Annotated in this window: 19 protein-coding genes and 1 pseudogene; 13 read left to right on the top strand and 7 right to left on the bottom strand. The window is 65.5% G+C overall.

The genetic code is table 11. The features are described from left to right. Positions 1 to 39 precede the first annotated feature (39 nt). The 7 genes and pseudogenes from CupriaWKF_RS18415 (at position 40) to CupriaWKF_RS18445 (ending at position 11,882) form a co-directional block, all read left to right on the top strand. Complete coding sequence (locus tag CupriaWKF_RS18415) at positions 40 to 2,760, top strand: nitrate reductase (RefSeq protein ID WP_276102208.1); 2,721 nt, start codon at positions 40 to 42, stop codon at positions 2,758 to 2,760. A gap of 427 nt (positions 2,761 to 3,187) precedes the next feature. Then, the gene (locus tag CupriaWKF_RS18420; RefSeq protein WP_276102209.1) at positions 3,188 to 3,865 is read left to right on the top strand and encodes a CsgG/HfaB family protein; all 678 of its coding nucleotides are present in this window, start codon (positions 3,188 to 3,190) and stop codon (positions 3,863 to 3,865) included. Positions 3,866 to 3,900: 35 nt separating this feature from the next. Further along, positions 3,901 to 4,329: a DUF4810 domain-containing protein gene (locus CupriaWKF_RS18425; RefSeq protein WP_276102210.1), complete on the top strand. Its 429-nt coding sequence runs from the start codon at positions 3,901 to 3,903 to the stop codon at positions 4,327 to 4,329. Next, complete coding sequence (locus tag CupriaWKF_RS18430; protein WP_276102211.1) at positions 4,326 to 4,982, top strand: DUF799 domain-containing protein; 657 nt, start codon at positions 4,326 to 4,328, stop codon at positions 4,980 to 4,982. Before CupriaWKF_RS18425 ends, CupriaWKF_RS18430 begins: the two co-directional genes overlap by 4 nt. Before the next feature lie 597 nt (positions 4,983 to 5,579). Continuing rightward, a pseudogene (locus CupriaWKF_RS18435) lies at positions 5,580 to 7,819 on the top strand (filamentous hemagglutinin N-terminal domain-containing protein); the annotation flags it as partial. Between the two features lie 2,802 nt (positions 7,820 to 10,621). Next, positions 10,622 to 11,407 (top strand): ShlB/FhaC/HecB family hemolysin secretion/activation protein, encoded by a 786-nt coding sequence (locus CupriaWKF_RS18440; RefSeq protein ID WP_276102212.1) that lies wholly within the window; start codon positions 10,622 to 10,624, stop codon positions 11,405 to 11,407. Between the two features lie 55 nt (positions 11,408 to 11,462). Further along, the gene (locus CupriaWKF_RS18445; RefSeq protein ID WP_276102213.1) at positions 11,463 to 11,882 is read left to right on the top strand and encodes a hypothetical protein; all 420 of its coding nucleotides are present in this window, start codon (positions 11,463 to 11,465) and stop codon (positions 11,880 to 11,882) included. 81 nt (positions 11,883 to 11,963) lie between these two features. On the opposite strand, the gene mdtD is transcribed toward CupriaWKF_RS18445, so the two are convergent. Together mdtD and CupriaWKF_RS18455 are read right to left on the bottom strand one after the other, a co-directional pair. Beyond that, complete coding sequence (mdtD, locus tag CupriaWKF_RS18450) at positions 11,964 to 13,385, bottom strand: multidrug transporter subunit MdtD (RefSeq protein ID WP_276102214.1); 1,422 nt, start codon at positions 13,383 to 13,385, stop codon at positions 11,964 to 11,966. Positions 13,386 to 13,472: 87 nt separating this feature from the next. Next, positions 13,473 to 15,626, bottom strand: a complete 2,154-nt coding sequence (locus CupriaWKF_RS18455; protein WP_276103308.1) for a TonB-dependent receptor — start codon at positions 15,624 to 15,626, stop codon at positions 13,473 to 13,475. Positions 15,627 to 15,920: 294 nt separating this feature from the next. Between CupriaWKF_RS18455 and CupriaWKF_RS18460 the strand changes: the two genes are divergently transcribed. From CupriaWKF_RS18460 to CupriaWKF_RS18485, 6 genes are all read left to right on the top strand, one after another. Continuing rightward, a complete protein-coding gene (locus CupriaWKF_RS18460) occupies positions 15,921 to 16,541 on the top strand; it encodes a flavodoxin family protein (protein ID WP_276102215.1) in 621 nt (206 codons plus the stop codon). Between the two features lie 96 nt (positions 16,542 to 16,637). After that, positions 16,638 to 17,114: an SRPBCC family protein gene (locus CupriaWKF_RS18465; RefSeq protein ID WP_276102216.1), complete on the top strand. Its 477-nt coding sequence runs from the start codon at positions 16,638 to 16,640 to the stop codon at positions 17,112 to 17,114. Next, on the top strand, positions 17,095 to 17,451 hold the full coding sequence (locus tag CupriaWKF_RS18470; protein ID WP_276102217.1) for a metalloregulator ArsR/SmtB family transcription factor: 357 nt from the start codon (positions 17,095 to 17,097) through the stop codon (positions 17,449 to 17,451). The genes CupriaWKF_RS18465 and CupriaWKF_RS18470 overlap by 20 nt, the downstream gene beginning before the upstream one ends. 276 nt (positions 17,452 to 17,727) lie before the next feature. Then, a complete protein-coding gene (locus CupriaWKF_RS18475) occupies positions 17,728 to 20,220 on the top strand; it encodes a transglycosylase domain-containing protein (protein ID WP_276102218.1) in 2,493 nt (830 codons plus the stop codon). 170 nt (positions 20,221 to 20,390) lie between these two features. After that, positions 20,391 to 20,828, top strand: a complete 438-nt coding sequence (locus tag CupriaWKF_RS18480; RefSeq protein ID WP_276102219.1) for a hypothetical protein — start codon at positions 20,391 to 20,393, stop codon at positions 20,826 to 20,828. Between the two features lie 167 nt (positions 20,829 to 20,995). Further along, positions 20,996 to 21,700: a porin gene (locus CupriaWKF_RS18485; RefSeq protein ID WP_276102220.1), complete on the top strand. Its 705-nt coding sequence runs from the start codon at positions 20,996 to 20,998 to the stop codon at positions 21,698 to 21,700. 69 nt (positions 21,701 to 21,769) lie between these two features. On the opposite strand, the gene CupriaWKF_RS18490 is transcribed toward CupriaWKF_RS18485, so the two are convergent. From CupriaWKF_RS18490 to CupriaWKF_RS18510, 5 genes are all read right to left on the bottom strand, one after another. Then, the gene (locus CupriaWKF_RS18490; protein ID WP_276102221.1) at positions 21,770 to 22,798 is read right to left on the bottom strand and encodes a YeiH family protein; all 1,029 of its coding nucleotides are present in this window, start codon (positions 22,796 to 22,798) and stop codon (positions 21,770 to 21,772) included. A 484-nt stretch (positions 22,799 to 23,282) separates the two neighbouring features. Further along, positions 23,283 to 23,606, bottom strand: a complete 324-nt coding sequence (locus CupriaWKF_RS18495; RefSeq protein WP_276103309.1) for a hypothetical protein — start codon at positions 23,604 to 23,606, stop codon at positions 23,283 to 23,285. Between the two features lie 127 nt (positions 23,607 to 23,733). Beyond that, positions 23,734 to 24,516 (bottom strand): enoyl-ACP reductase FabI, encoded by a 783-nt coding sequence (gene fabI, locus CupriaWKF_RS18500; RefSeq protein WP_276102223.1) that lies wholly within the window; start codon positions 24,514 to 24,516, stop codon positions 23,734 to 23,736. Positions 24,517 to 24,547: 31 nt separating this feature from the next. Beyond that, positions 24,548 to 25,735 (bottom strand): acetate/propionate family kinase, encoded by a 1,188-nt coding sequence (locus CupriaWKF_RS18505; RefSeq protein WP_276102224.1) that lies wholly within the window; start codon positions 25,733 to 25,735, stop codon positions 24,548 to 24,550. Between the two features lie 4 nt (positions 25,736 to 25,739). Beyond that, positions 25,740 to 26,678 (bottom strand): phosphate acetyltransferase, encoded by a 939-nt coding sequence (locus CupriaWKF_RS18510; protein ID WP_276102225.1) that lies wholly within the window; start codon positions 26,676 to 26,678, stop codon positions 25,740 to 25,742. Between the last annotated feature and the right edge of the window lie 22 nt (positions 26,679 to 26,700).

Raw genomic sequence — 26,700 nt, forward strand, 5'->3', positions numbered from 1 at the left:
GATCCCCCGCTGACAACGACATCGCCCCACGGAGAAAGCGTGAATCTGTCCGACATCCCGGTGGTATCCGCCACCCCGACCACTACCACCGCCACCACCTGCCCCTACTGCGGCGTCGGCTGCGGCGTGCGCGCCACGGTACGCGCCGACGGGCAGGTCGAGATTGCCGGGGATGCGGAGCATCCATCCAATCGAGGCAGGCTGTGTGTCAAGGGCTCCGCCCTTGGCGAGACGGTGGACCTGCAAGGCCGCCTGCTGCATCCGAAGGTGCGCGGCGCGGACGGCACGCTCGAACAGGTCTCGTGGGACCACGCGCTCGACACCGTCGCGCAAGGGTTCTCGCGCATCGTCCGCGAACATGGCCCCGATGCCGTCGCCCTCTATGTCTCCGGGCAGTTGCTGACCGAGGACTACTACGTCGCCAACAAGCTGATGAAGGGCTTCATCGGCACCGCCAATATCGACACCAACTCGCGCCTGTGCATGTCATCGGCCGTGGCCGGCCACAAGCGCGCGTTCGGTGAAGACCTGGTGCCGGGCAACTACGAAGACCTGGAACTGGCCGACCTGGTGGTACTGGTCGGGTCCAACACGGCCTGGTGCCATCCGATCGTGTTCCAGCGCCTGGTCAAGGCCAAGGAGGCGCGGCCGGAAATGAAGATCGTCGCCATCGACCCGCGCCGCACGGCCACCTGCGAGCTGGCCGACCTGCACCTGGCGGTACGGCCCGGCACCGATGTCTGGCTCTTCAACGGGCTGCTGAGCTACCTCGCGCGAGAAGGCAAGGCCGACACCGCCTTCGTCGGAGCCAGCACGTCTGGGCTCGATGATGCGCTGAAGGCCACCGTCGACTGCGATGACGCCAAGGCTGTTGCGCGCGCCTGCAAGCTCGATGTCGAGGACGTGCTGGCCTTCTATCGCCTGTTCGCCGATACCGAGAAGGTCGTCACGGCCTTCTCGCAAGGCGTCAACCAGTCGTCCGCCGGCACCGACAAGGTCAACAGCATCATCAACTGCCACCTGCTGACCGGCCGCATCGGCCGCGCGGGCATGGGCCCGTTTTCGCTGACCGGGCAGCCGAATGCGATGGGCGGCCGCGAGGTCGGCGGCCTGGCCAATATGCTGGCCGCGCATATGGAGCTGGCCAACCCGCTGCATCGGGGCATCGTGCAGGACCTGTGGCAATCGCCGGTCATGGCCGACCGCGCGGGCCTCAAGGCGGTGGAACTGTTCAATGCGATCGAGCAAGGCCGGGTCAAGGCCGTATGGGTGATCGCCACCAATCCCGTGGTCAGCCTGCCCGATGCCGACCAGGTGCGCCGCGCACTGGCCAAGTGTGAATTGGTGGTCAGTTCCGACATCATCGAGCGCACCGACACCAATGACGCCGCCCACGTGCTGCTGCCGGCGCTAGGCTGGGGCGAGAAGGACGGCACGGTCACCAATTCGGAGCGCCGCATCTCGCGCCAGCGCGCTTTCCTGCCAGCGCCGGGCGAGGCGCGCGCCGACTGGCGCATCCTGTGCGACGTGGCCCGGCGCATGGGCTTTGCCGGCTTCGACTACGCCGGACCGCACGAGATCTTCGACGAGCATGCGCGCCTGAGCGCCTGGCGCAATGACGAGGCGCCGCGCGCATTCGATATCGGCGGCATGGCCGGCATGGACAAGGAAAGCTATGACACCTTCGAACCCGTGCAATGGCCGGTGGTGGCGGGTTCGCCCGCGGGGACGCGCCGGCTGTTCGAGGATGGGCGATTCGCCCATGCCGATGGACTGGCGCACTTCGTCGCCACGCCGACGCGTGCGCCGGCAAACGCGCCGGATGGTGACTATCCGCTGATCCTCAACACTGGCCGCGTACGCGACCAGTGGCACACCATGACACGCACCGGCAAGTCGGCCCGCCTTGCGGACCACCTGCCCGAGCCCTTCGTCGACATGCATCCGCAGGATGCGTTGCTGTGCGGCCTGGGCGAAGGCAAGCTCGCGCGTGTCTCCACGCGCTGGGGCGCCATGGTGGCACGCGTGCGGCACGGCGGCGGCATTCCGCGCGGCAGCGTGTTCGTGCCGATCCACTGGAACGGGCAGTTCAGCTCCGATGCGCGCGTCGGCGCGCTCGTGAACCCGGTGGTCGACCCGATGTCCGGCGAACCCGAGTTCAAGCACACGCCGGTGTGCGTGGAGCCGTTCGGCGTCAACTGGCACGGCTTCGTGCTGAGCCGCAAGGAACTGCCAGCCGATACCCTCACCTACTGGACGCGCGTGCAGGGGCACCGGTTCCAGCGCTACGAATTTGCCGGGCGCGAAGCCATTGCCGACCGTGCCGCATGGGCGCGCAGCCTGCTCGGCGTGACCGACCCGGATGCAGACTGGCTTGAGTACGAAGACCGAAGCGCGGGCACCTATCACGCGGGCTATGTCGTCAACGACAGGCTGGAAGCGTGCGTCTACATTGCCACCCGGCCGGAACTACCCTCGCGCTCCTGGCTGGCGGAGCTGTTCGGACGCGAACGGCTGGAGGACACGGACCGCATCGGCCTGCTGATGGGGCAACCGATGCAGAAGGGCGCCGATGCCGGCCCCACGGTGTGCTCATGCTTCGGCGTGGGCCGCAACACCATTTGCGACGCGGTGCGCAAGCACGGCCTGACCACCCCGGCCGAGATTACGGCCTGCGTCAAGGCCGGCGGCAACTGCGGCTCGTGCGTGCCGGAGTTGAAGAAGCTGCTGGTGGAGGTACGGGTGGCGGAGGCTGCCTGATTCCCGAACGAGCGGCCTCGCCGCTCGTTGTCTGTGTCTTTGTCTGTGTCTGTTGCGATTCCCCAACGCATTGTGAACATCTGTGATATCTGACCTCCGGCGTGTGGTTCGCATCCGCACCACGCCATAAAGTCCATCGTCGGATAGACAGGATCGTGTCGACATCAACGCCTCAAGACTGCGTTTTTCGACGTCTGAGGCAGACAATGCGCCCCCTACCCGAGCGCTTCTTGCCGCGCGGCACGCTGGTTCAAGCGATCGCCGCCGACTGTCCAATTTGAAGAACGCGGCGAATATCCGGTCACATCCGCCGAGTCTCTTCGCATAAATTGGCTTAGAGTCCCGACTGTCTCCAACTTCTTCAGGCATCGATCCCCCGTTGGAGCTGGGGCATGAACCTGGTTTTTGACTCTCGGAAGGAAATCACATGAAGAAACTGACTGCCGTATCCCTGGTGGCCGCGGGCGGGCTGCTCGCTATGCTCGGCGGCTGCGCCACGGAGTCGTCCACCGCGCTGCCCGTGCAGAAGGTCGAAAGCGCCAGCCGCCCCTACAACGGCGTGCGCACGCCGATTGCCGTGGGCAAGTTCGACAATCGCTCGAACTACATGCGCGGCGTCTTCTCGGATGGCATTGACCGGCTCAGCGGCCAGGCCAAGACGAGCCTGGTCACCCACCTCCAGCAAACCAACCGCTTCAATGTGCTCGAGCGTGAAAACCTCGACGAGATCAAGCGCGAGGCCGCGATCAAGAACCAGGCGCAGCGCCTGAAGGGCGCCGACTACGTGGTGACGGGCGACATCACCGAATTTGGCCGCAAGGAAGTGGGCGACGTGCAGCTGTTCGGCATTCTCGGCCGGGGGCGCGAGCAGGTGGCCTATGCCAAGGTCAACCTGAACATCGTCAACATCAGCACCTCGGAGGTCGTGTACTCGACGCAGGGCGCCGGCGAATACAAGCTGTCGAACCGCGAGGTGATCGGCTTCGGCGGCACGGCCAGCTATGACTCAACGCTCAACGGCAAGGTAATGGACCTCGCCATGCGCGAGGCTGTCAACAGCCTGGTGGCCGCCATCGAAAGCGGCGCCTGGAAACCGGCCCAGTAACTTCCGCAGTCTGAACATCCACGAGAAAAAAAACGATGATGAACACGGTCACGCTGCGCAGCGCAGCGTTCTTGTCGGCAGCAGGCAGTCTCCTGCTTGCCGGCTGCGCGGGCCCACAGCCTATGTATCAATGGGAAGGCTATCAGGTCCAGGTCTACGAATACTTCAAGGGCGAGTCGAAGGAGGCGCAGATCACCGCGCTCGAAGCGGGTCTGCAGAAGATCCAGGCAAAGGGTGGTGCGGTGCCGCCGGGCTACCATGCCCAGCTCGGCATGCTCTACCTGAACACCGGCAAGGGCGATCAGATGGTCAAGGAGTTCCAGACCGAGAAGACGCTCTTCCCCGAAGCCACGCCCTACATGGACTTCCTGCTGAGGAACGTCAAGACGGACACCCGGACCGATACGAAGGTCAGTACCGCCGTCGAGCCCAAGGCCAACACCACAGCAGGGAGCAGCAAATGATGCGCCGACTTCTGACCTATGTCGCGAGCCTGGGCGTCGTCCTGCTCTTCGCAGGCTGTGCCGTGCCGAACAAGCAGGTGGACTACGCCGCGTTCAAGGCAAGCCGGCCGCGTTCCATCCTGGTGTTACCGCCGCTGAACGAGTCGCCCGACATCAAGGCAACCTACGGCATGCTCTCGCAAGCGACTGCGCCGCTGGCGGAATCCGGCTACTACGTGCTGCCGGTGGCGCTGGTTGACGAGACGTTCCGCCAGAACGGCCTGACGGTCCCCGGCGACATCCATGCCACGCCGGTCGCCAAGCTGCGCCAGATCTTTGGTGCCGATGCCGCGTTGTACGTGACCGTGGCCGAGTATGGTTCGAAGTACCAGGTCATCAGCAGCGTGACCCGCGTGGCCGCAAGCGCCAAGCTCGTCGACCTGAAGACCGGCGACGTGCTGTGGAACGGCACGGCCTCGGCGGCGACCGACAGCTCCAGCAGCGGCGGCGGCCTGATCGGCATGCTGGTCAATGCGGCCATCACGCAGGCGATCAACCACTCCACAGACGCCAGCTACAAGGTCGCGGCGACAACGAGCTACCGCCTGCTGTCGGCCGGCCAGCCGGGCGGCATCCTGTACGGACCGCGCTCGCCGAAGTACCAGTCGGACTGAGATCCGGCGTACCAGGCCGCCGGACGTCCGCGTCGGCGACCTGGGTTCAGACGAAGTCCCCTCCGCCCTTTCCCTCCGCCCTTTCCCTCCGCCCTTTCCCTCCGCCCGCCTCCGCAAGTCCTGACGGCAGGCAGTCAAGACAGGCACCCTGTCGCTCGCACCCGACACACTACAAACAAGTGTGATATGCGGTTGCCACCTGTTCCTGCCGTACTACTTCTCTTCGCCCTATTCCGATCGGACCAATCGGACGCGGATTGAACTGGATCGTTCCCGCTTCTGGCCCGCTTCAGAGAATTGCGGAAGATTCTGCCGTGCATCTTCGAATCCTCCCATTTCATATCGACGCCGGTTTCGCCAGTCTCCACATGACGCGCTGCGCAAGCCTTTGCAAGTTCTTGCGCCAACCATTTCGCTCGGTATCACGTCATGAACAGGAACGCCTTTCGGATCTTCAGTGTCGTTCGCGGCAAGCTGGTGGCGGTACAGGAAAGTGCGGTAGGACCCGGCAAGGGCCGCCATGGTTGCGCGAAGCGTCAGGACGCAGGCATGACGTTCGCACCGGTATTGTGGCTGACTGCGCTGGCCGCCTCGATGATGGGCATTCCCGTGGTGCTGGAGCGGACCGCCCACGCACAGACACTGCCCATCCAGGTGGACAGGAACGCGCCGGGTGCGCACCCATACGTCAATACCCCTGCGAATGGCACGCCGGTCGTGAATATCGCGCCAGCCTCGCGTCCGGGCGGAACCAGCGTCAATAACTTCACCCAGTACAGCGTCGGGCCTTCCGGCGTCGTGCTGAACAATTCCGGGCAGAACTCGCAGACGCAAATTGCCGGTTGGGTTGAAGGCAACATGCAACTGGGCAATAACAGCGCCAGCGTCATTGTGAACCAGGTCACCGCCCCCAATCCCTCGCGACTGCTGGGCATGCAGGAAGTCGCCGGCAACCGCGCGGCCGTGGTGATCGCCAACCCTGCGGGCATCACCTTTTCGGGCTGCGGCGTGATCAACGCGGATCGATTCACGCTCAGTACGGGCCGCCCGGTCTTCGGTGCCGACGGCAACCTGTCGGGCTTTGATGTCCGCACGGGGCATATTGCCATCGACAGCCAGGGTCTATCCAGCCCGCAAGCACAAGTAGATTTGCTGGCGCGCTCGATCTCGGTCAATGCCGAACTCTGGGCCAGGCATCTCAATGCCGTGACCGGTGCCAACCAGGTCGATTTTCAGAGCCTGAATGCCATCGCCCAGGCAGGCGGCGGTTCCGCGCCCCAGTTCGCGCTCGATGCTTCCGCGTTGGGCTCGATGTTCGCGAATGGCGCGATCCGCCTGATTGGCACCGAAAAGGGCGTCGGCTTCAACCTGGGCGGTGTGGTCAACGCGCGCGGTGGCGATATCACGGTGGACAACAATGGCAATGTCCGCGAGCTGGCAAGCGGCCGCGTGCAGGCAGAAGGCGGCGCCATAGTGGCTGGCACGAATCTCGACAACGCCGGGACCCTCACCACGCGCGGCAGCATCACGGCCTCGACGCCCGGCCAGTTGACCAACAGTGGCACGCTGGCTGCCGGGACCGACCTGCTGGCGCAGGCGGACCGCATTGCCAACTCGGGGACCATCGGCGCGGGCGTGGATGCCAATGCCAATGTCACTGGTACCGGGACCGCCAACCTGGCAGCGAAATCGGCGATTCAATCCAGCGGCGCCATTGTCGCCGGAGCGGATGCCAACCTCTCCGCTGCGACGCTCGACCTCTCCAACGGCTCGGTGGTATCGCACGGCACCGCCAACCTGTCGGCGTCTGGCGATGTCCTGAACCGGAACGCCCGCGTCGAAGGCGCGGCGCTACAGGTCGTGACGGGCGGTGCCGTGGACAACCAGGGCGGTGCGCTGGTGGCAGGCGCCAACGGTGGCACGATCCAGGCCGCCAACCTGCTGAACCAGGGCGATTCTGTCACCAGCGGCGGCACGCTCGACGTCGCGGCTTCGCAAGCTGCGGACAACACCGGCGGCACCGTTGCCGGTACCGGCACCACCGCCTTTTCCGCTCCCAGCCTGGTCAACCGTGGCGGCATCATCGGTTCCGTCGATGACAAGCTGCTCGTTACCGGCACGCTCGACAACACCTCCGGCAAGGCACTGGCTGCCACTGACCTGACGGTGGCAGGCGGCAAGATCACCAATGACCATGGCCAGTTCTCGGCAGGCCGGAACCTGAGCCTGGATACCGCCGGGCACGACCTGATCAACACCTCGGGCATCATCGCTGGTGGCAGTGTCGATACCGATTCAGCTCGCTTCGACAACCGCGGCGGCATCGTGCAATCCACCGGCCTCCTGGTGGCCGACACGCACGGCCAGACCTACGACAACAGCCAGGGCGGGCTAACCGTGGCCAACGGCGCCATGGGTCTCACCACCGGCGTTTTCAACAACCAGGGCGGTACTGTGTCGGGGCAGCAGGCTGTCATCGTGACCGGCACCGCGCTGGACAACATGGGCGGCAAGATCGCATCCGGAGGACCGTTGACCGTGAACGGCGACAGCCTCGCCAACACGGGCGGCCAGGTGGCATCGAACGCCGACACCATCCTGCGCATTGCCAATACCTTCGATAACACGGCCGGCCATACCCACGCCGGAGGCACGCTCGATGCGAATGCCGGGACGATCCTCAACGGCAATACCCTTGGGGGTACGGACGCCAATCCGCTGGGCATCGAAGGCGGCTCGGTTCGGGTCGTGGCCGGTTCGCTCGGCAACATCGACGGCGCGCTGCGCGCCGATACGTCGCTGACCGTGGGCGCCAACGCACTGGACAATACGCGAGGGGAAGTCACGTCGGGCGGCACCGCTCGACTGAACGCGGGCGCCATCACGAACACGGATGGTTTGCTGTCGGCCAATACCAAGCTTGACATCAATGCAGACAGTCTCACTGGGGATGGCACGCTGCAATCCAGCGCTGGCGACATCACCGCGACGCTCAGGAGCAATTTCCACAATACGAAGACCATCGCCGCAGCGGGAGAGCTTAAGGTATTGATCGAGAATGCCCAAGGTCAAGCAGTCGGCAGCATCGTCAATGACGGCTCGATGCTGGCAGGCCGCAACGCCGACTTCCACGGCATTGACGTGACTAACAATGGCGAACTGTACGGGAAGGTCTCGAACACCGTGAGCGCCGACGCCGCCGTGCTGAACCAGGGACTGATCGATGGCGGCGCAGTGCGTGTGCAGGCCGGAACCACGGTGACGAACTATGACCGCATCTATGGCGACTCAGTGTCCGTCGGTGCCGGCCAGCAGATCCTGAACGACGTGAACCCGGCCACCGGCCAGGGCGCGGTCATTGCCTCGCGCATGGGCGATGTGAATCTCGGCGCGCCCGATATCGTCAACCGCGCGCACAGCCTGATCTATTCGGCCCAGGATCTGAACGTCGGCGGCGCACTGGATGCCAACGGGACGGCCACCGGCCAGGCCGGTTCACTCCTGAACGCATCGGCCACCATCGACGTGGTGCGCGACGCCAATGTCAACGTCGCCTCGGTCAACAACCGCAACGACCACTTCAGTACCGAGCGGATCGACACCGGCACGGTACACAGTCAGGGATACCGGCTCAATGGCTCGGATCAGGAATTCAGTCCCAAGGACGTGATCCTCTATCAGGTCGACAACAGCACGTGGGCACCGGGCACCGATCCGGGCTTCCTCGGTGACGACGACAAAAAGGTTCTGGTGCTGCCTTCGGCCCAGTACCCCTTCTCGCAGTTCGGCCCGCCGTTCGACTGGTCACGCAACGCCACGGGGGGCTTCGGCGCAGTCGGTGGCGGGCCGGTCGGCGCCGCCTACCTGCCACCGTCGTACAACTATGACGACGGCACCCTGAATCCGGAGGTGTTTGTCTATCAGCCCGGCGACGCGATCTGGAACAAGCTCGGCGTCCAGGCGCCGACCGCTGTTCCGCCCGTGCCGGCGCCCTGTGGCGACGCTCCGGCATCGGCCTGCCAGGCGAAGTTCGATGCCGACACGGCCACCTACAACGCATGGCGCGACACGAACAAGCCGCTTTACGATCAATTGAACAACCGGATCAACGCCTTCAACGGCGACTTCAACAGCCGCCAGGTCAGGGAGTTCTTCATTGTCAATCGCGATACGAACATCCAGGAAGAGAAGGTCAGGACGACCGACCCGGCCAGGATCCTGGTCGGGCGCCATGCCACCTTCCCGGGCGATGTCACCAACGACAAGAGCCAGATCCTGGTGGGCGGCGACCTGAAGATCGACGCCCAACGCCTGCGCAACCTGGACTATGACGGGACCCGGATCGAGACCACGAGCGGCACGCAGGACTGGACGTTCATCAAGTCGCACGCGTTCAAGGGCGACGATCGCCGTTACACCACCTCCGCGCTCGACACCATTGTCACTCCGGTTCCGCAGAAGCTCGCCTCAGCCGTCACCGAGCGCAATCTGGGCACCATCGGGCATGATGGCAGCGCACCCGCCCAGGGCGCGGCGCTTGGCCCCATCGCCAGCGCCCCGGTACTGAAGGAGCTGCCCCTGCCAGACCAGGCCGGCAGCGGTGGTCGCCTGGGTGGTGCAGTGATCCGCCAGGTCACGCCGGCGCTGGCGATGCCCAACAACGCGCTGTTCCGCACTCACCCGGAGCCCGGCGCGCGCTACCTGATCGAGACCGACCCGCGCTTCACCAACCAGCGGCAGTGGCTCTCCAGCGACTTCATGCTGACCCAGTTCAACCTGGACCCGAACAACGTCCTCAAGCGCCTGGGCGACGGCTACTACGAGGCCCGCCTGGTCGCCGACGCCGTGATGCTGGCGACCGGCCAGCGCTTCGTGGGCGACTACACCGACAACGAGCAACAGTACCTTGCCCTGATGAAGGCGGGCGTGACCTTCGCCCAGCAGTTCCACCTGAACGTCGGCAGCGAACTGACCGCCGGGCAGATGGCGGCGCTGACCACCGACCTGGTGTGGCTGGTGGAGAAGACCGTGGCCCTGCCCGATGGCAGCACGCAGCGCGTGCTGGTGCCGCAGGTCTACCTGACGAGCCGCGTGGGCGACCTCAAGGGCAACGGCGCCCTGATCTCGGCCAGCAATACGTCGATCAAGACCCAGGAGGATGTGGTCAACACCGGCACCATCTCCGGCCGGAATGTGACCCTCATCAACGCCCGGAACATCCAGAACGACGGCGGCACGCTCAACGGCGGTACGCTGGCGCTCCACGCCCAGCAGGACATCAACAGCCTCGCCGGCAAGATCTCGGGCAATGCCGTGCTGGCCTACGCCGGGCGCGACATCAACCTCGCCAGCACCACGGCCAGCGGCACCGGCAAGGCCGGCAGCGGCAATACCGTGCTGGCGGGCGTGTCGTCGGTGGATGCCGACACGGCGACGCTGGTGGCCGGGCGCGATCTCAATGCCAGGGCGGCCAATCTCCAGACGACCGGAGATCTCGCCCTGGGCGCCGGACGCGATGTCAACCTCGGCACGGTCGCGGTGGCCCGGACCGAGCACTACGAGCATGACGCCAGGAACAAGAGCGACCTCTCGCGCAGCACCGAGATCGGGAGCCAGGTCAGTCGCGCTACAAGCAGACCGTGGCGGGCTTCGAGGAAGACATCGTCTACGGCGGGCGCACCACGCAGATCGAGGCGGGCCTGGGCTACGTGCCCTTTCGCAATGCCTCGGGCAAGACCAGCCTATACGGCAAGTTCTTCCGCAAGACCGCGCACACCACCATCAATGGCCAGGACATCCCCGTGCAATCCCGGGACTTTGTCGGCGTCGAAGTCGGCGCCGCGCACCGCCAATACTTCGGTGCGAATGTGGTCGATCTCGGCGTCGGCTGGCGTACTTCGCTGCCGAGCCACTCCAAGGCGCCGGGCTTCGTCCTGGGGGAACCAAGCTGGGACGGCAAGTCCGAGATCCTGCTGGCCAATGCCGGCCTGATGGTGCCATTCCAGGTCTCCGGCCAACGCCTGCGCTACCAAGGCAACGTGCGCGCGCAGTACGCCCGCACCCGCATCCTTCTGTCCGACTATTTCGTGATCGGCAACCGTTACTCGGTGCGAGGCTTCGATGAGCAGCTCACGCTCGCCGCCGAGAACGGCGTAACCCTGCGCAATGACCTAGCGTGGCAGCTCGGCAACTCCGGGCAGGAGGCCTTCGTCGGCTTCGACATGGGCCACGTCAGCGGACCGTCCGCCGCATTCCTGGCGGGCCGGACGCTGATGGGCGCGGTGATAGGGGCACGGGGCCGCTGGGCTGCCAGCCGCTACGCCGCGCTGACCTGCGAGGTCACGCTGGGCTGGCCGGTCAAGAAGCCCGATCTCTTCCGCACGCCCTCACCCAACATCGCCGCCCAGATCGGCCTCGAATTCTGAACGCCCCCGCCCCGCTCGCCTCGAGCGAGATCCACCAACCTTAAGGAGAAATGCAATGAAGAAGAACATGCTATTGGCCGCCCTGCTCGGGATTGCGGCGATGGCCGTGCACGCTGCCGAGCCCAAATGTCAAAGCCAGACCCTGGGCAGCCACACCAGCAAGCTCTGCATCAGCCAGGCACCTTTCCAGCATGACTACTACAAGCTGTGGGTCGATGGCGCACCGATCTTCACGCTACCGGATGACTATGTCGAGGACATCGCCCTTGCACACAAGATCCCCGAAGATGCTGCCATTGAGTTCCCGCTGCCCAACCAAGGCATGCCCGTCGTGAAGATTTCTGGCGGCTGCGCTCCCATCAGTGAGAAGAAAGAGTTGGGAGGCAAGATGGTAGGCATAGAGGTTGGCAGAAGTTGCTCGTTCAAATGGGGCAACGTAGAGGTGATGAAGGAACTCCGTGTCTCCTTTGAATAGGACACCTTCAGTCTGAGTGGCAACGGGACGGCCCGGGAATTCCAGCGTCCGCAATCTGATCCCGGACGTCCCCACCCCTCCCTACCCCTCCGCCCGCTCCGTCCGATGCGCCACCGCCCGCGCCTCGTGCGGCGACAACTGCATGAAGATCCACGCCGACGCACACGTGATCAGCCCCATGCAGACAAAGGTGGCATGAAACGCCGGCAGTACCCCCGACGGCCCTTTGCCAAATCCCTGCTCGAACGTCGCCAGCAGCGCCCCCGCCGATGTGACGGCCAGGCTCATCGACAGCATCTGCACCATCGACAGCATGCTGTTGCCGCCGCTGGCACTGGTGCCGCTCAGGTCTTTTAGCGTGACGGTGTTCATCGCCGTGAACTGGATCGAGTTGACCATGCCGAACAGCGCCAGCAGCGGGATGACCATCCACAGCGGCCGCTGCGGCGTGATCAGCGCGAACGCGGCCATCACGACGCCAACCGCAAACGTGTTGGCCACCAGCACGCGGCGGTAGCCGTGCTGCTCGATCAGATGGGTGGCCAGGCGCTTGGACGCCATGCCAGCAGCGGTGACGGGCAGCATCATCAGGCCGGCGTTGAACGGCGAGTAGCCCAGGCTCACCTGCAAGGTCAGCGGGATCAGGAACGGCATCGAGCCATTGCCGATGCGCGCGAACAGGTTGCCGAGCAAACCCACGCTGAAGCTGTGGATGCGGAACAGCCGCAGCGTGAAGAGCGGCTGGCGCCGGCGCCCGGCGTGCAGCACGTAGGCCGTCAGCGCGGCCATGCTGGCGATCAGCAGCATCAGCACGGTCGCGTGCTGGAAGCCCAGTTCGGCCAGCCCGTCCAGCGAAAACGACAACGCCAGCATCGCGACGGCAAGCAGCACATAGCCGGCGACGTCGAAGCGGCCGATGCCGACCTGGCGCGCGTTCGGCATGTAGCGGATCGTCGCCAGCGCGCCGAGGATGCCGACGGGGACGTTGATCAGGAAGATCCAGTGCCAGGACAACGCCTGCGTGAGCCAGCCGCCCAGCGTCGGGCCGATCAGCGGACCGATCATGCCCGGGATGGCGACAAAGCTGAGCGCCTGCAGGTACTGGTCGCGCGGAAACGTGCGCAGGACCGAGAGCCGGCCCACCGGCAGCAGCATGGCGCCGCCAACGCCCTGCACCACGCGCGCCGCTACCAGGAACGGCAGCGTGCCGGCATACGCGCACAGCAGCGAGCCGAGCACGAACAACGCGATGGCGGTCTGGAAAATGGTGCGCGTGCCAAAGCGGTCCGCCAGCCAGCCCGACGCGGGGATGATCACGGCCATCGTGAGCGAATAGGCGATCACGACCGACTGCATGCGCAGCGGGCTTTCCCCCAGGCTGCGCGCCATGGACGGCAGCGCGGTGTTGACGATGGTGGAATCCAGCGTCTGCATGAAAAAGCCGACCGCCACCACCCACAGCATGATGCGGCGGGTGCGGTCGTCAGGCATGGGCGTGGTCATGGCTGCGTACTCCGGTGCTGGCCGGGGTCCCGGCCAAAGCCGCAACCTTAGGCCGGCGAAGGGTGATGTGGCAAGTCCGCGCGTGTCTTACATCGCCGCGCGCAGGCCGACGAAGAAGCGCCGCCCCGGCGCCGGCTCGAAATAGCGGCCGTTGGCTTCGTTGACGATCACCGAGCCGATGTACTTGCGGTCCGTGATGTTGTCGACGCGGCCGAACGCGAACAGCTTCGTCTTGCCGATTCGGAATTCGTAGCCCGCGCGCAGGTTGAAGGTGGCATAGCCGGGCGCGGCCTGGGTGTTCAGGTCATCCGCATAGATCAGGCTGTCCACGTGCATTTCCGCGCCAAGCACGAGCGGCGGCAGCGGCCTCCATGCGACATCCAGGTTCAGGCTGTGGCGCGCCGTGCCGGGCAGACGGTTGCCGGCCCTGACGGTCTGTCCCTGCGCATTGAGAAACGATTCGCCGAAGTAGGCGGACAGGTAGGTGTAGGCCAGGCCGGCCTCGAACCGGCTGCCCGCGGTGCCGTCGGCCGATGAACCCACCTGCGCGCCAAAGCCGCCGCGCCAGGCCAGCTCCAGGCCGCGGCGGTGTACGCCATTGACGTTCTGGTAGACGGTGCGGCCGGCGTTGTTGGACAAGGGCACGACTTCGTCGTGGCTGTCGGCGCCGAACAACGCCGCTTCCAGCCGCTGGCGCTGCTGCTGCCACTTGACGCCGATCTCGCCCTGGTGGCTGGTGGACGCCTGCAGGCCGAGGTTGCTGCCGACGCCGCCCGGGCCGTAGGCCACCTCGGTTAGCGTCGGCGACTCGAAGCCCTTGCCGAGATTGGCGTAGACGTTCAGCGTATCGAGCGCATGCCAGACCATGCCCAGCACCGGGCTGACGTTGTTGTAGGTGGTGGAGCCGCTGTCGTCCGGGCTCGCGGCGGTAATGAAATGATCGTCGATGCTCAGCTTCACGCGGCTGGCACGCACGCCGCCCACGAGTTCCCAGGACGGATGGAAGGTCCAGTCGAACTGCGCGAACGCGCCGACGTCGCTGGCCTTGTCGGTTTCGTCGCGGCGCAGCGCGCCCTGGGTGCCGTTGTTGTTGACGAATCCAGTGCGGCCGTCGCGCATGCCGTTGGCCTCGACACCGGCGGTCCATTGCAAAGGCAGGCCGCCGGCGGTGGTACGCCGGGTCCATGACAGCGCCGCGCCGCCATAGGTGCGGTCAAGGTCGACGATGCCGCCGGATGAACTCGCGGCAATACCGCTCATGCCGAGCCGCTGGTTGAGCTGGCGCGTGCCGGCATAGAGCCGGCCCTGCAGGCTGTCCGCCTCTGTCAGCTTGTGATCCACGACCACGCCGGCCTGGGTCTGTTCGACGGTCTTGCCGGTGTCGAACTGCGTGGCGGCCGGCACTGCCTGGCGCGGATTGGCATCGGCCTGTGCGCGCGTCAGGCCCAGCGGGTCTTGCGCCAGCGGCTGGTTGAAGTAATTGAACTGGCCGGTCACGCGCGTCGCGTCGGTCGGCTGGGCCACGACCTTGGCATTGAGCTGATAGCGGCGCGCGGCACTGTGGTCGCGGTAGCCGTCGGTCTGGTAAGTCCAGGCGTCCAGCGTGCCGCCCAGTTTGTCGTTGCCGCCACCAAGCGCCACGCCGGCCTGCCACTGGCCATCGGAGCCGAATCCGGTCGAAGCGCGGCCGGTGAAGCCGTCCTTGGGCGGATCGGGCGTGAATACCTGCACCACGCCGCCCGAGGCATTGCCATACATCTGCGCGAACGGGCCGCGCAGCACCTCCACGCGGCTGGCGTTGGCAAGGTCGGCGGTGGCGGTCTGGCCCTGCCCGTCGGGCATGGTCGCCGGAATACCATCAACATACATCCGCACGCCGCGCACGCCGAAGGTCGAGCGCGTGCCGAAGCCGCGCACGGAGAGCTGCAGGTCTTGCGAATAATTCTGGCGGTCGCGTATCGCCACGCCGGGCACGCCGGCCAGCACTTCCGACAGGTTCACGAGCGGCGAGGCCGCGCGCAGCGGATCGACCGGGACGCTGTCCACCGCGGCAGGGGCGTCGAACCGGCGCTGCTCGCTGCGCGATGCGCTGACCACGACATCCGGCAGCGCCACATCCGGCTCGCTGGCCAACGCCTTGCCGCTGGCTGCCATGCCGGCCAGTACGCAGATCGCAGACGCCGCTGTATGCCGCGCCATGCGGTGCCGCATTGCCAGGTTCTGCTTGCCGCCTGTTGTCATCGTTTGAGAGCGGTTGCGGGCTGGCGCGGTCGTGGAATCCATCCGGCGCCGGCTTGGGTGGATGCGGGATAACTTTATATGGTCCGCGCCGGATTTGCCATGCCGCGAAGGGACGTGAAGGCCCTTTTCCCGATCCGGCCACAGTTCATCAAATATTTTCAATAATTCCTTTCCATCTGATCCACCATAGGCCTTCGCCACGTGCCTAGACTTCTCTCAACGGCAGCATACAGTTTGCAACATCGCCGTCAAATCAGATTCAATCCATTTGTTTATTGAGTGAGGCAAGACACCATGAGCATCGATCAAACCCGCGTCGCCATCGTCTATCACAGCGGCTATGGCCACACCGCCAAGCAGGCCCAGGCTGTTGCGCGCGGCGCCGGCAGCGTGGAAGGCGTGGAAAGCCTGCTGATCAGCGTCGATGAGATCGACCAGCACTGGGATACGCTTGAGCAGGTCGACGGCATCATCTTCGGCGCGCCGACCTACATGGGCAGCGCCTCGGCCCAGTTCAAGGGCTTCATGGACGCAACCTCGCGCAATGTCTTTGCCAAGGGCGGCAAGTGGGCGAACAAGGTGGCGGCCGGATTTACCAATGCGGCATCGCGTTCGGGCGACAAGCTCGCCACGCTGCAGCAGATCTCGATTTTTGCCGCCCAGCACGGCATGCACTGGGTGAATCTGGGCCTGCCTCCGGGCCACAACAACTCCAAGTCGACCGAGGATTCGCTGAATCGCCACGGCTTCTTCCTCGGCGCTGCGGCGCAGTCCAACGCCGATGAGAGCGCCGACGTGGTGCCGCCGCTGGCAGACCTGCGTACCGCCGAGCAACTGGGCGCACGCGTTGCCGAAGTGGCACAGCAACTTGCCGCGGGCCGGCGCGCGCTCGCCACGCTGAAGCTAGCGGCCTGATGAGATACAAAGCGCAACCATCTGGTTGCGCTTTGTCCTTTGGTTCCCTAATATGCAACCATGCAGTTGCATGTAACCTCATTCAGGGGACCAGACATGACATCCTCCACGTCCTCCACGGACCGAATCGAACGCAGCATTCTGATCAAGGCACCTGTCGCCCGCATCTGGCATGCGCTTGCCGACGCCGAAACCTTTGGTAGCTGGTTTGGCGTGAAGTTTGACAGCGGCGTCGTCTTCGCACCCGGCACGCGCGCGCTGGGCCATGTGACCTACCCCGGATACGAGCACGTCCCCTTCGACATCCAGATCGAGCAGATGGAACCGCAGCGGCTGCTGTCATGGCGCTGGCATCCCGCGGCCGTCGAACCCGGCCGTGACTACTCGAACGAGCCCACCACGCTCGTGGTATTCGAACTGAAGCCTGCGGAGAACGGCACACGGCTGACTGTCGTCGAATCCGGTTTCGACCAGATCCCGCCACAACGGCGCCTGGAAGCGTTCCGCATGAACAGCGGCGGCTGGGACGAGCAGATGCGCAACATTGCCAGCCATGTCGACAACGCCGCTTGAGGCCCTGCCCGACTTGCGGGTGCGCGCCTCGATCTTTGCCGCGCTCGGCGATGAAACCCGCCTGAGGCTGGTCGTGGCGCTGGGCGGGGGCGGGGCGATGTCCATTGCCCAGCTCACCGCGGGCAGTGCCATGACTCGGCAGGCGGTCACCAAACACTTGCTCGTACTGGCCGAAGCCGGCCTGGTGCATGACGTCAAGGTGGGACGCGAACGGCTCTGGCAAGTCGAGCCTGCGCAAGTTGAGCTGGCGCGCCGCTCGCTCGAAGTCATCGCGAAGCAGTGGGACCATGCCCTGCTGGAACTGAAGACCGCGGTCGAAGTGCCATCAGCGGCGTGACTTATCGTTCTGCGGTAGGAACCTGCCCGGAACGGCCCGGGACGCGTGGCATGCCCGGCCACCCCCGGAGGCCTGCGCGTTGTGGCGAGCAGATATGAAGGCTTTATGACGCAATGGCCACAATGCCGAACTAACAGTGCCCTGAACTTCGCTTTTCTATCAGGCACCTCGATGCGAGCCGTAACGTTTTGGTAGGATTCAGTCTTTTCGAAGACCGGTGTTCCGAGTGCCCTGCGCTGTCCTGTGCCCCCGCCTTGCGATGATCGTGGTTGCGTCATGAGGCTGGACAAGATCAAGTCCCTGCTCGTCCCGCCGCTTGCCCAGGCCTGGGCTCGATTGCAACCGGTGCAGCGCCTCAAGTCCCTGCCATCGCTGCGGCGCCCCACCCGCCGGCAGGCGCTGCTTGGCGTGGCCGCCTTGCCGGCGGCGTTCCTGCTCTATGTACTGGTGCTGATCCCGTTCACGCCGGGCATCAGCGATATCCGCAAGGCCAGGTTCGAACGTCCCGCGCAGGTGCTGTCTTCGGACGGCAAGGAACTGGCCGTCTTCAAGTGGGCCAACCGCGAGTGGGTGAAGCTGTCGGAGATCTCGCCCTCGGTGGTCGACGCCCTGATCGCCACCGAAGACCACCGCTTCTACCAGCACCATGGGCTGGACTGGCGGCGTACCGCCTCGGCGGCGCTGCACACCTTCTCCGGCGACCGCCAGGGCGGTTCCACCATCACGCAGCAGCTCGCGCGCAACCTGTACCCGGACGAGATCGGCCGCGCGCCGACCATGACGCGCAAGCTCAAGGAAGCGATCACTGCATTCAAGATCGAGGCCCTGTACACCAAGGACCAGATCCTCGAGACCTACCTGAACACCGTGCCGTTCCTGTACAACGCGTACGGCATCGAGATGGCCGCGCGCACGTACTTCGACAAGTCGGCCCGCTCGCTCGACGTGTTGCAGAGCGCCACGCTGATCGGCATGCTCAAGGGCAACAGCTACTACAACCCGGTGCTGAACCCCGAGCGCGCGCTCGAGCGGCGCAACACGGTGCTGGCGCAGATGGTCAAGCGCGGCCGGCTCGACGCCGTACGCTTCGAGCAGTTGAAGAAGCGGCCGCTGCGCATCGACTTCGAACGTCAGACCGAGCCGCCGGGCCCGGCGCCGCACTTTGCCCAGCAGCTGCGCAAGTGGCTGATCGGCTGGGCCGACCGCAACGGCTATGACATCTATGCCGATGGCCTGGTCGTGCACACCACCATCGACGCACGCCTGCAGGCGCTGGCCACGCAGGCCGTCACCGCGCAGGGCAACCGGCTGCAGTCGATCGCCAATGCCGCCTGGGCGCCGCGCGCCGGCTGGGCCGCCAGCAAGGATCTGGTCCAGGCCTTCGTGCGCGAAACGCCCGAGTACCGCACCGCCGTGGCCGCCGGCGCGCCGCCCGAAGACGCGCTCAGGCACCTGCTTGCCGATGCGTCGTTCATGCATGCGCTGCGCCAGCAGAAGACGCGCATCCAGGCCGGCTTCATCGCCATCGATCCGCGCAGCGGGCAGATCCGCGCCTGGGTCGGCAGCCGCGACTACACGCAGGACGCGTTCGACCACGTGCAGAGCGCGCGCCGCCAGCCGGGCTCCACGTTCAAGCCCTTTGTCTATGGCGCCGCTTTCGAGCAGGGCAAGACGCCCGACGACACGCTGGTGGACCAGCCAGTCGAGATCCAGCTCGCCGGCGGCGAAGTCTGGCGCCCGACCGACGAAGGCCGCCCGAGCGGCCGCGCCATGACGCTGCGCGACGGCCTGGTCTATTCGCGCAACACCATCACGGCCCAGCTCATGCAGGAAGTCGGCCCTGCGCGCGTGGCCAGGCTAGCGCGCGCGATGGGTGTGCGCGACAGCAAGCTCGACACGGTGCCGTCACTGGCGCTGGGCACGAGCCCGGTCACCCTCAAGGAAATGGTGGCGTCCTACGCCACCATCGCCAACGCGGGCGAATACATCGCGCCCACCATGGTGACGCGCATCGAAGACCGCGACGGCAAGATCCTGCAGGAATTCCAGCCGGCGCGGGCAGAGCGCGCCCTGCCCGCGGCCACCACGCAGACCCTGCTCGACGTGATGCGCGACGTGATCGACCGCGGCACCGGGGCCAGCATCCGCTCGCGCTTCGGCATCCGCGCCGACGTAGCCGGCAAGACCGGCACCACGCAAGACAATGCCGACGGCTGGTTCATCCTGATGCACCCCGAACTGGTGGCCGGCGCATGGGTCGGCTTCAACGACAGCCGCGTCACGCTGCGCAGCGACTACTGGGGACAGGGCGCCCATAGCGCCCTGCCGATCATCGGGGACTTCTATCAGCGCTCGCTGCGCACGCGCATCATCGATGGCCGCGCGCGCTTCGCCGAGGAGCAGGAGTCCAGCATCTTCAGTGCACTGGCCACGCAGGTGCGCGGATGGTTCACGCGCCTGTTCGGCGGGACAGCGTCGCCCGACACACGCCCCGCGCCGCGCCGCCCGGCGCTGCCGCCGCCGGAAGCGGACGTCACGCCGCAGCCACCGGCGCAAGCGGCCGCGGCCATGGAAGCCTCGGACGCCGCGGCCGGCATGGCGCTCGATCGCGGCGAAGTCGTCGTCGCCGCACCGGAACAGGCGCCCCCGGAGTCGCCCGACCCAGCGACCGTCACGGCACCCGCACCTTCCGCCGCGCCGGCCCAGCCCCCTGCGGCACCGCCGGCAGCGGCACCGGCCGCTCCTGCCCCTCCCGCCACCCCCGGCTGAACATCCATGCGGCGGCGCGCGTCGGAGATGTCACCCCGGATGGTGACCCCGGATGTGAACCGAACGCGGCTCGCCGTTTCCGCTGCCCGCCCCGGAGGCAGACCCGCCCTGGCAACAGCGCCCTTCGCTGCCTACATTGAATCCATCGTTGTTCGCGGGAGGGCACGGCCATGTCCAGACATCTTGCCGTGATGATGGTGCTGCTGGCGGCCAGCGGCGTGGCGCAGGCTGTCACCAAATGCCAGAACGGCAGCGAAACGCTCTACACATCGGCGTCCTGCCCGGCGGGCTACCGCAATGTCACGGGCACCATGCGATCGCATGTGATGACGGTCCCCGGCATCGCGAAGAACCAGAAGGCCGACCGCGCAGCGTCGGACATGCGCATGCAAGCGGCCGCCCAGAGCCAGGCCTGGCGCGAACGGGAGGAGGAGATGGACCTGCGCAGCCAGAACGCGTTCTGGAACCAGTGCCTCGTCATCGACTACCGCGTACGGGCAACTGAGCGCGCCATGCAGACCACCGAGTACTGGAGCTACGCCGACCGCTACCGCGAGCACGCAGATGCGTTGCGTGCGCTGCAGTACGGCATGGGCTGCCTGGGCTGAGACTGGCTTACCGGGCGTGCGTAGACGCCTTGCGCATGGCGTGTGCGAAAACAGACGGTCAGCGCGGACGAACTTCTGCGTCATAGCACCTGTGGCCCGATCGTGGCCACCAGGCACCCCTGCCGTTGCAGGGATGCGTGAGATCCACATGACGAGGGGGCCCGAACATGAAGATCCGCCTAGCCTGCCTGGCCGCACTATCGGTGCTGCCTGTCACCGCCCATGCGCAAGCCAGCACCACGCCGTACAGCATCCTCGATGCCGGTATGGAGCACGTAGCCAGCGTGCCCGCCACCGGCGCGGGCGGCCGCTACGTCATGCGCGAATATTCGACAGACCTCCCGGCCGCGCGCTGGGGCTTGCGCGATGGAAAAGAACCTGGCACCGGCCTGAAGACCTACGTCGCGATGGAAAGCGGCACCTATGCCGACTTAGGCAACACGACTCAGGCCAACCGCGCCAGCGTCGGCGCAGCCTATGCACTGGGCCCGGCCCGGGCCGTCGCCGGCTACCGCTGGTCGTATGACAGCTTCAGCACCGTTGCGCTGCGCAGCAACCTGTACTGGCTTGGCGTGCAATACCAGGTCACGCCGGCGATCCAGCTGGGCGGCGCGGCCTACTACAACGATGCCGCCGGCAATTCGGGCGATCCGTACAGTTTCATGCTGACCGGGTCCTATGCCTGGTCCAAGCGCACCGATGTCTATACCGTGCTTGGCTTCGCCCGCAGCCGCAACGGCCCGGCCATGGGACTGACGGGCTTCGGCCCGTCACTGAATCCGTATGCGACGGCGCTGTCGGGGCCAACCGAGCAAGTCGGCGCCAGGGAGAACCAGATTGGCGCGGTGATCGGGCTGCGCCACAGGTTCTGACGCGACGATCGCCACAGCACCGTGGGGCGCTGTGGCTTTCCGGCCTTGCCGGCGCGGATGACTAGACCCCTAGAACCGCACCACGACCAGCATGCCGTAGAACAGGACAGCCAGGAACAGCGTCTCCAGCACCATCAGCGCCACCGGCTTCCAGCCTACGGACAGGATGTCCTTGAGGTGCGTCTTCATGCCGATGGATACCATGGCCATGACCAGGCACCATTGCGAGGCGAACTGTCCCGCCTTGACCAGTGCCGCCGGCAACCAGCCGGTGCTGTTGATCGCCACCAGCACCGCAAACGCCACCGCGAACCACGGCAGCAACGGCGGGCGCTTGCCCGTGCCGGCTTCCCCCTGTGCGCGCTGATGCCGCTGCGACAGCCAGGCTGCCAACGCAATCACGGGCAGCAGCATGGCCACGCGCATCAGCTTGATCAGCGTGGCCGCGTCGCCGGCTTCGTGCGAGATGCTGTAACCGGCACCCACGACCTGCGCCACATCATGGATGGTGCCCCCGATAAAGGCACCGGCCTGCAATGCCGGCAGCGCCAGCACTTGCGCAAGCATCGGGTAAAGCACCATGGCTACCGTCGATAGCGTGCTGACCGAGATCACCGTGAACAGCGTCGCGCGCTCCTTCAACGGATGCTGCGGCATGGCCGCGGCGAGGGCCAGCGCCGCGGAGGCGCCGCAGATGGCAACGGCCCCGCCGGTGAGCAAGCCGAAGAAGGTCTGGAACCCCATCAGCCGCGCCAGCACGATGCCGCACAGGATGGTCAGGCCGACCGCAAGCACCACCATGGCAACGGAGTGCCAGCCGAGCGCGGCGACCTGCGAGGCGGTGATGCGCAATCCCAGCAAAGCCACGCCCAGCCGAAGCACCTGCTTGGCACTGAAGTCAATGCCGGCAGCGCTGGATGGCTCCTTGGACAGGAAATTCAGCGCCATGCCCAGCAGCAACGCGAACAGCATCACCGGCGCGTGGTAATGGTCGGCAAGCGACATGGCTGCGATGGTCACTACTGCGCTGATGACCATGCCTGGCAGATAGCCGCGCAATGTGTTCAGCGAGGTCGGATTCAGAAATCTTGCGGACATGGCTGTCTCTCCGGTACATCGGTGTGGGGCGGCCTGTCCTTGCGGGAGGCTTCCGGTTGAATTTGCCGAAGCTGACCTTCCGGCATGATTGCAAGCGGGGGCAATGACATCCGGCTACCAAAGCGTCCGGCACGACCGGATGGCGGCCTCGGCAAATTCCCGGTCGCTTCGCGGTGTCCCCATCCCGGCGAGCGGTGCGTTCGCCGCCCGCCTTGTTGCCTTGCCATGCCGGTGGTGAAGCCACTGGCGCAAGCAACAGGGGATCTTGACGCGCAGTGCCGACAAGATCTCGCGGGCCACGACTAGGGATTTGCGCATGCTCGGGTCTTTCCTGAATCACCTGGCGTGCGCGATCGGGTCGATCGGCCGGGATCCAGGTCAAATTGCTTGCTGTGCCGTCAATGTAGGCAAGAATTCGCCACTGCGCTTTGCATTGCCTGCGGCAAGCTTGACATTTGGCGCCAGCGATCTCGCCGGCAATGACTCACAGCGGTCCAGGAAGTGTTTTCAGGCCGACCCACAGCACACCGATCACCACATTGACCGGCACGATGAGCACGCCGGGCACGTAGAAGATCGCTGACAGGCCAGGGGCGCTCAGCATCTGTTCGACCGCTCCGCCCATGGCAAAGAAGAAAATCCCGCACCAGAACCAGCGCCGCATATAGGTCAGCAGCCAGTGCGCGTGCCTCTGGTTGAAGCGCCAGGCGGCGGAGCGTTCCAGCAGATTGCCACTGCTGGCGTCCTTGTACAGCCAGTCAAAGAAGAAGTAACGGTACAGCAGGGTGCGAAAAAGAAGTTCTCGCATAATTACCGAGTCTAGCAACTGCGTATTACCTGGGCGCGAGGCGGGACGGCAGTGGAGGCTTTTACGCCATGCCCAATGCGTTCGGGCAAGGCATGCGCCGCTTCGTTGACCGTCCGCCGCCCTGGAACTAACCCATGATATTCACCCCGCCATCGACATACAACGTCTCGCCCGACAGCCGGCGGGCATAGGGGGTGGCAAGAAATGCGCAGGTGAATCCGACATCCATGATGTCGACCAGCTCGCCCAACGGTGCGCGCTGCGCAGCATCGGCGAGCATCAGGTCAAAATCCTTCAGGCCCGATGCGGCCCGGGTCTTGAGCGGGCCGGGCGATATCGCATGCACACGTATTCCCTGGGGCCCCAGTTCATAAGCCAGGTAGCGCGAGGCCGCCTCAAGCGCAGCTTTCACCGGCCCCATGACGTTGTAGTTGGGCACGACCTTGTTGGCACCGTAGTAGCTCATCGTGAACATCGTGCCGCCGTCCCGCATCAGCGGCGCAGCCAGCCGCGCCATCCGGACGAAGGAATGGCAGGAAACATCCATCGCCTTGGCGAACCCTTCGGCTGAACAATTAAGCAGTCCCCCCTGGAGGTCGTCTTTCGGCGCCCAGGCTACCGAGTGCAACAGGATGTCCAGCTTGCCCCACTTGTCCTCGATCTCCTTGAACAGCGCTTCCATCTCGGCCTCGCTGGAAACGTCGAGCGGCAGGAAGATCGGCGCCTCGAGCTCCTGCGCCACGGGCTCCACATACTGCCTGGTCTTGTCATTGGCATAGGTGATCGCAACTTCGGCGCCCAGGTCGTGAAAGGCCTTGGCACAGCCGTAGGCGATGGAGTGCTCATTCGCGATGCCGCAAACCAGGGCCTTTTTGTCGGCCAGGACCGGCTGTTGTATCTGGACTGTCATCTCGCCCCCCTTTGAAGATAGATGGTCTTCATCACGCCCCCGCGTCGATCAATGCCTTCGTATGCCTGGCAATCATCAATTCTTCATCCGTCGGGATCACCCATACCGCAACCCGTCCGGATGCCTCGCTGATGCGCGTGGCGCCACTGTCATTGGCCGCAGGATCGACTGTTACCCCCAGCCAGGCCGCCTGACGGCACACGCGTTCGCGGATCAGGGCGGCATGCTCGCCAATCCCCGCGGTGAAGACCAGTGCATCGAGCCCCTGCGCGGCCGCGGCCAGCGACCCAAGCTCGCGTCCGATCCGGTACGTATACAGCTCTACGGCAAGGCGCGCGCGCGCATCGTCGCTGGCGAGCAGCACGCGCATATCGCTCGAGATGCCGGAGACGCCGAGCAGGCCGGACTTGCGGTAGACGAGGTCCTCGATGTCGCGAGCGTCCATGCCGAGCTCGCTGATCAGGTACAGGATCACGCCCGGATCGAGGCTGCCGCAACGCGTGCCCATCGGCAAGCCGTCGACCGCCGTGAACCCCATCGTGCTGGCCACGCTGCGTCCGGCCACGAGTGCGCACATGCTGCTGCCATTGCCAAGGTGGGCCACTACGGTGCGGCCGGCCCCAGCCCGGGCGTCAATACCGGGGAGGACGCTGGCGATGTACTCGTAGGAAAGACCGTGAAAGCCGTAGCGACGAATGCCGCGCTCGGTCATCGAAGCCGGCAGCGCAAAGGCCTGGGCGATTTCTGGCTGCGCCCGGTGGAACGCGGTGTCGAAGCAGGCCACCTGCGGCAGTTCCGGGCGCCGTTCGGCGAGAATCCGGATCGGCTTGAGGTTGTGCGGCTGGTGCAGGGGTGCCAGGGGGCAAAGCGTATCCAGCTCTGACAGGAGTTCTGCGCTTACTTTTTCCGGCTGCGCGAAGCGTACGCCGCCGTGCACCACGCGGTGCCCGACCCCAACCAGCGTATGGCCTTCTCCGTGACCTCGCAGGAAGTCCGCGAGGAAGGCAACGGCACCGCCATGTCCCAGCTCGGTCCCGTCGCCCCACTGCCTGGCCTCGACTTCCGTGCCCGAGGCGTCCGAGGCGCGAAAGCTCGGCGATGTGTAAAGGCCGTCGAGACTGCCGCGCAGTACCAGCTTGAGTGCGGCACCCTGCGCATCATATGCGCAGTACTTCAGGCTCGACGAACCTGCGTTCAGTACAAGGATCACATCGGCCATGTCGTCACCCCTGTACCTGACCGGATTCCCGGCGCGCTTTCGCCACCAGCGCCGCCACCGCGCATGACGCCAGGCGCGTCATGACTGCATCGGCGCGGCTGGTCAGGATGATGGGTACCCGCGCGCCCAGCACGATGCCCGCGGCATCGGCACCGGCCAGGAATGTCAGGCTCTTGGCGAGCATATTGCCGGCATCCAGGTCCGGTACCAGCAGCACGTTGGCGCGCCCGGCCACCGGTGAGTCGATCTTCTTGATGCGCGCGGCGTCCAGGTTGATGGCGTTGTCCAGCGCAAGCGGCCCGTCGACCACCGCACCGGTTATCTGGTGTCGGTCGACCATCTTGCACAGCGCGGCCGCCTCGATGGTGGACGGTACCTTGGGATTGACCGTTTCCATGGCCGACAGGATCGCAACCCGTACTTCGCCGACCTGAAGCGCATGCGCCAGGTCAATAGCGTTCTGGAGGATATCCGCCTTCTCCTCCAGCGTCGGTGCGATGTTGACCGCGGCGTCAGTGATGATCAACGCGTCCTCGTGGCCGGGCACATCCATCACGAAGCAGTGGCTGATCCGCCGGGCCGTGCGCAAGCCGCTGTCACTCCTGACCACGGCCCCCATCAGTTCGTCGGTATGCAGGCTGCCCTTCATCAGGGCCTCGGCCTTGCCTTCGCGAACCAGGCGCACCGCGGCGGCAGCGGCGGCGTGGCTGTGCTCGGCATCGACGAGGGGATACGGGCTGATATCGATCTCGCTGGCACCGGCGGCCTCCTCGATGCGCTCGCGAGGCCCGACCAGGATCGGCGCAATCAGGCCCAGGCGCGCCGCCTCGACCGCGCCCTCCAGCGAACTCCGGTCGCAAGGATGGGCGACCGCGGTGGGTGTGGGCGGAAGAGACTTGCAGTAGTCGATCAGACGCTGGTACTTCTCGTGTTTGGCATTCACGGTCTTTCTCCTGTGTCACCAG

This window comes from Cupriavidus sp. WKF15 (assembly GCF_029278605.1).
Classification (GTDB): Bacteria; Pseudomonadota; Gammaproteobacteria; order Burkholderiales; family Burkholderiaceae; genus Cupriavidus.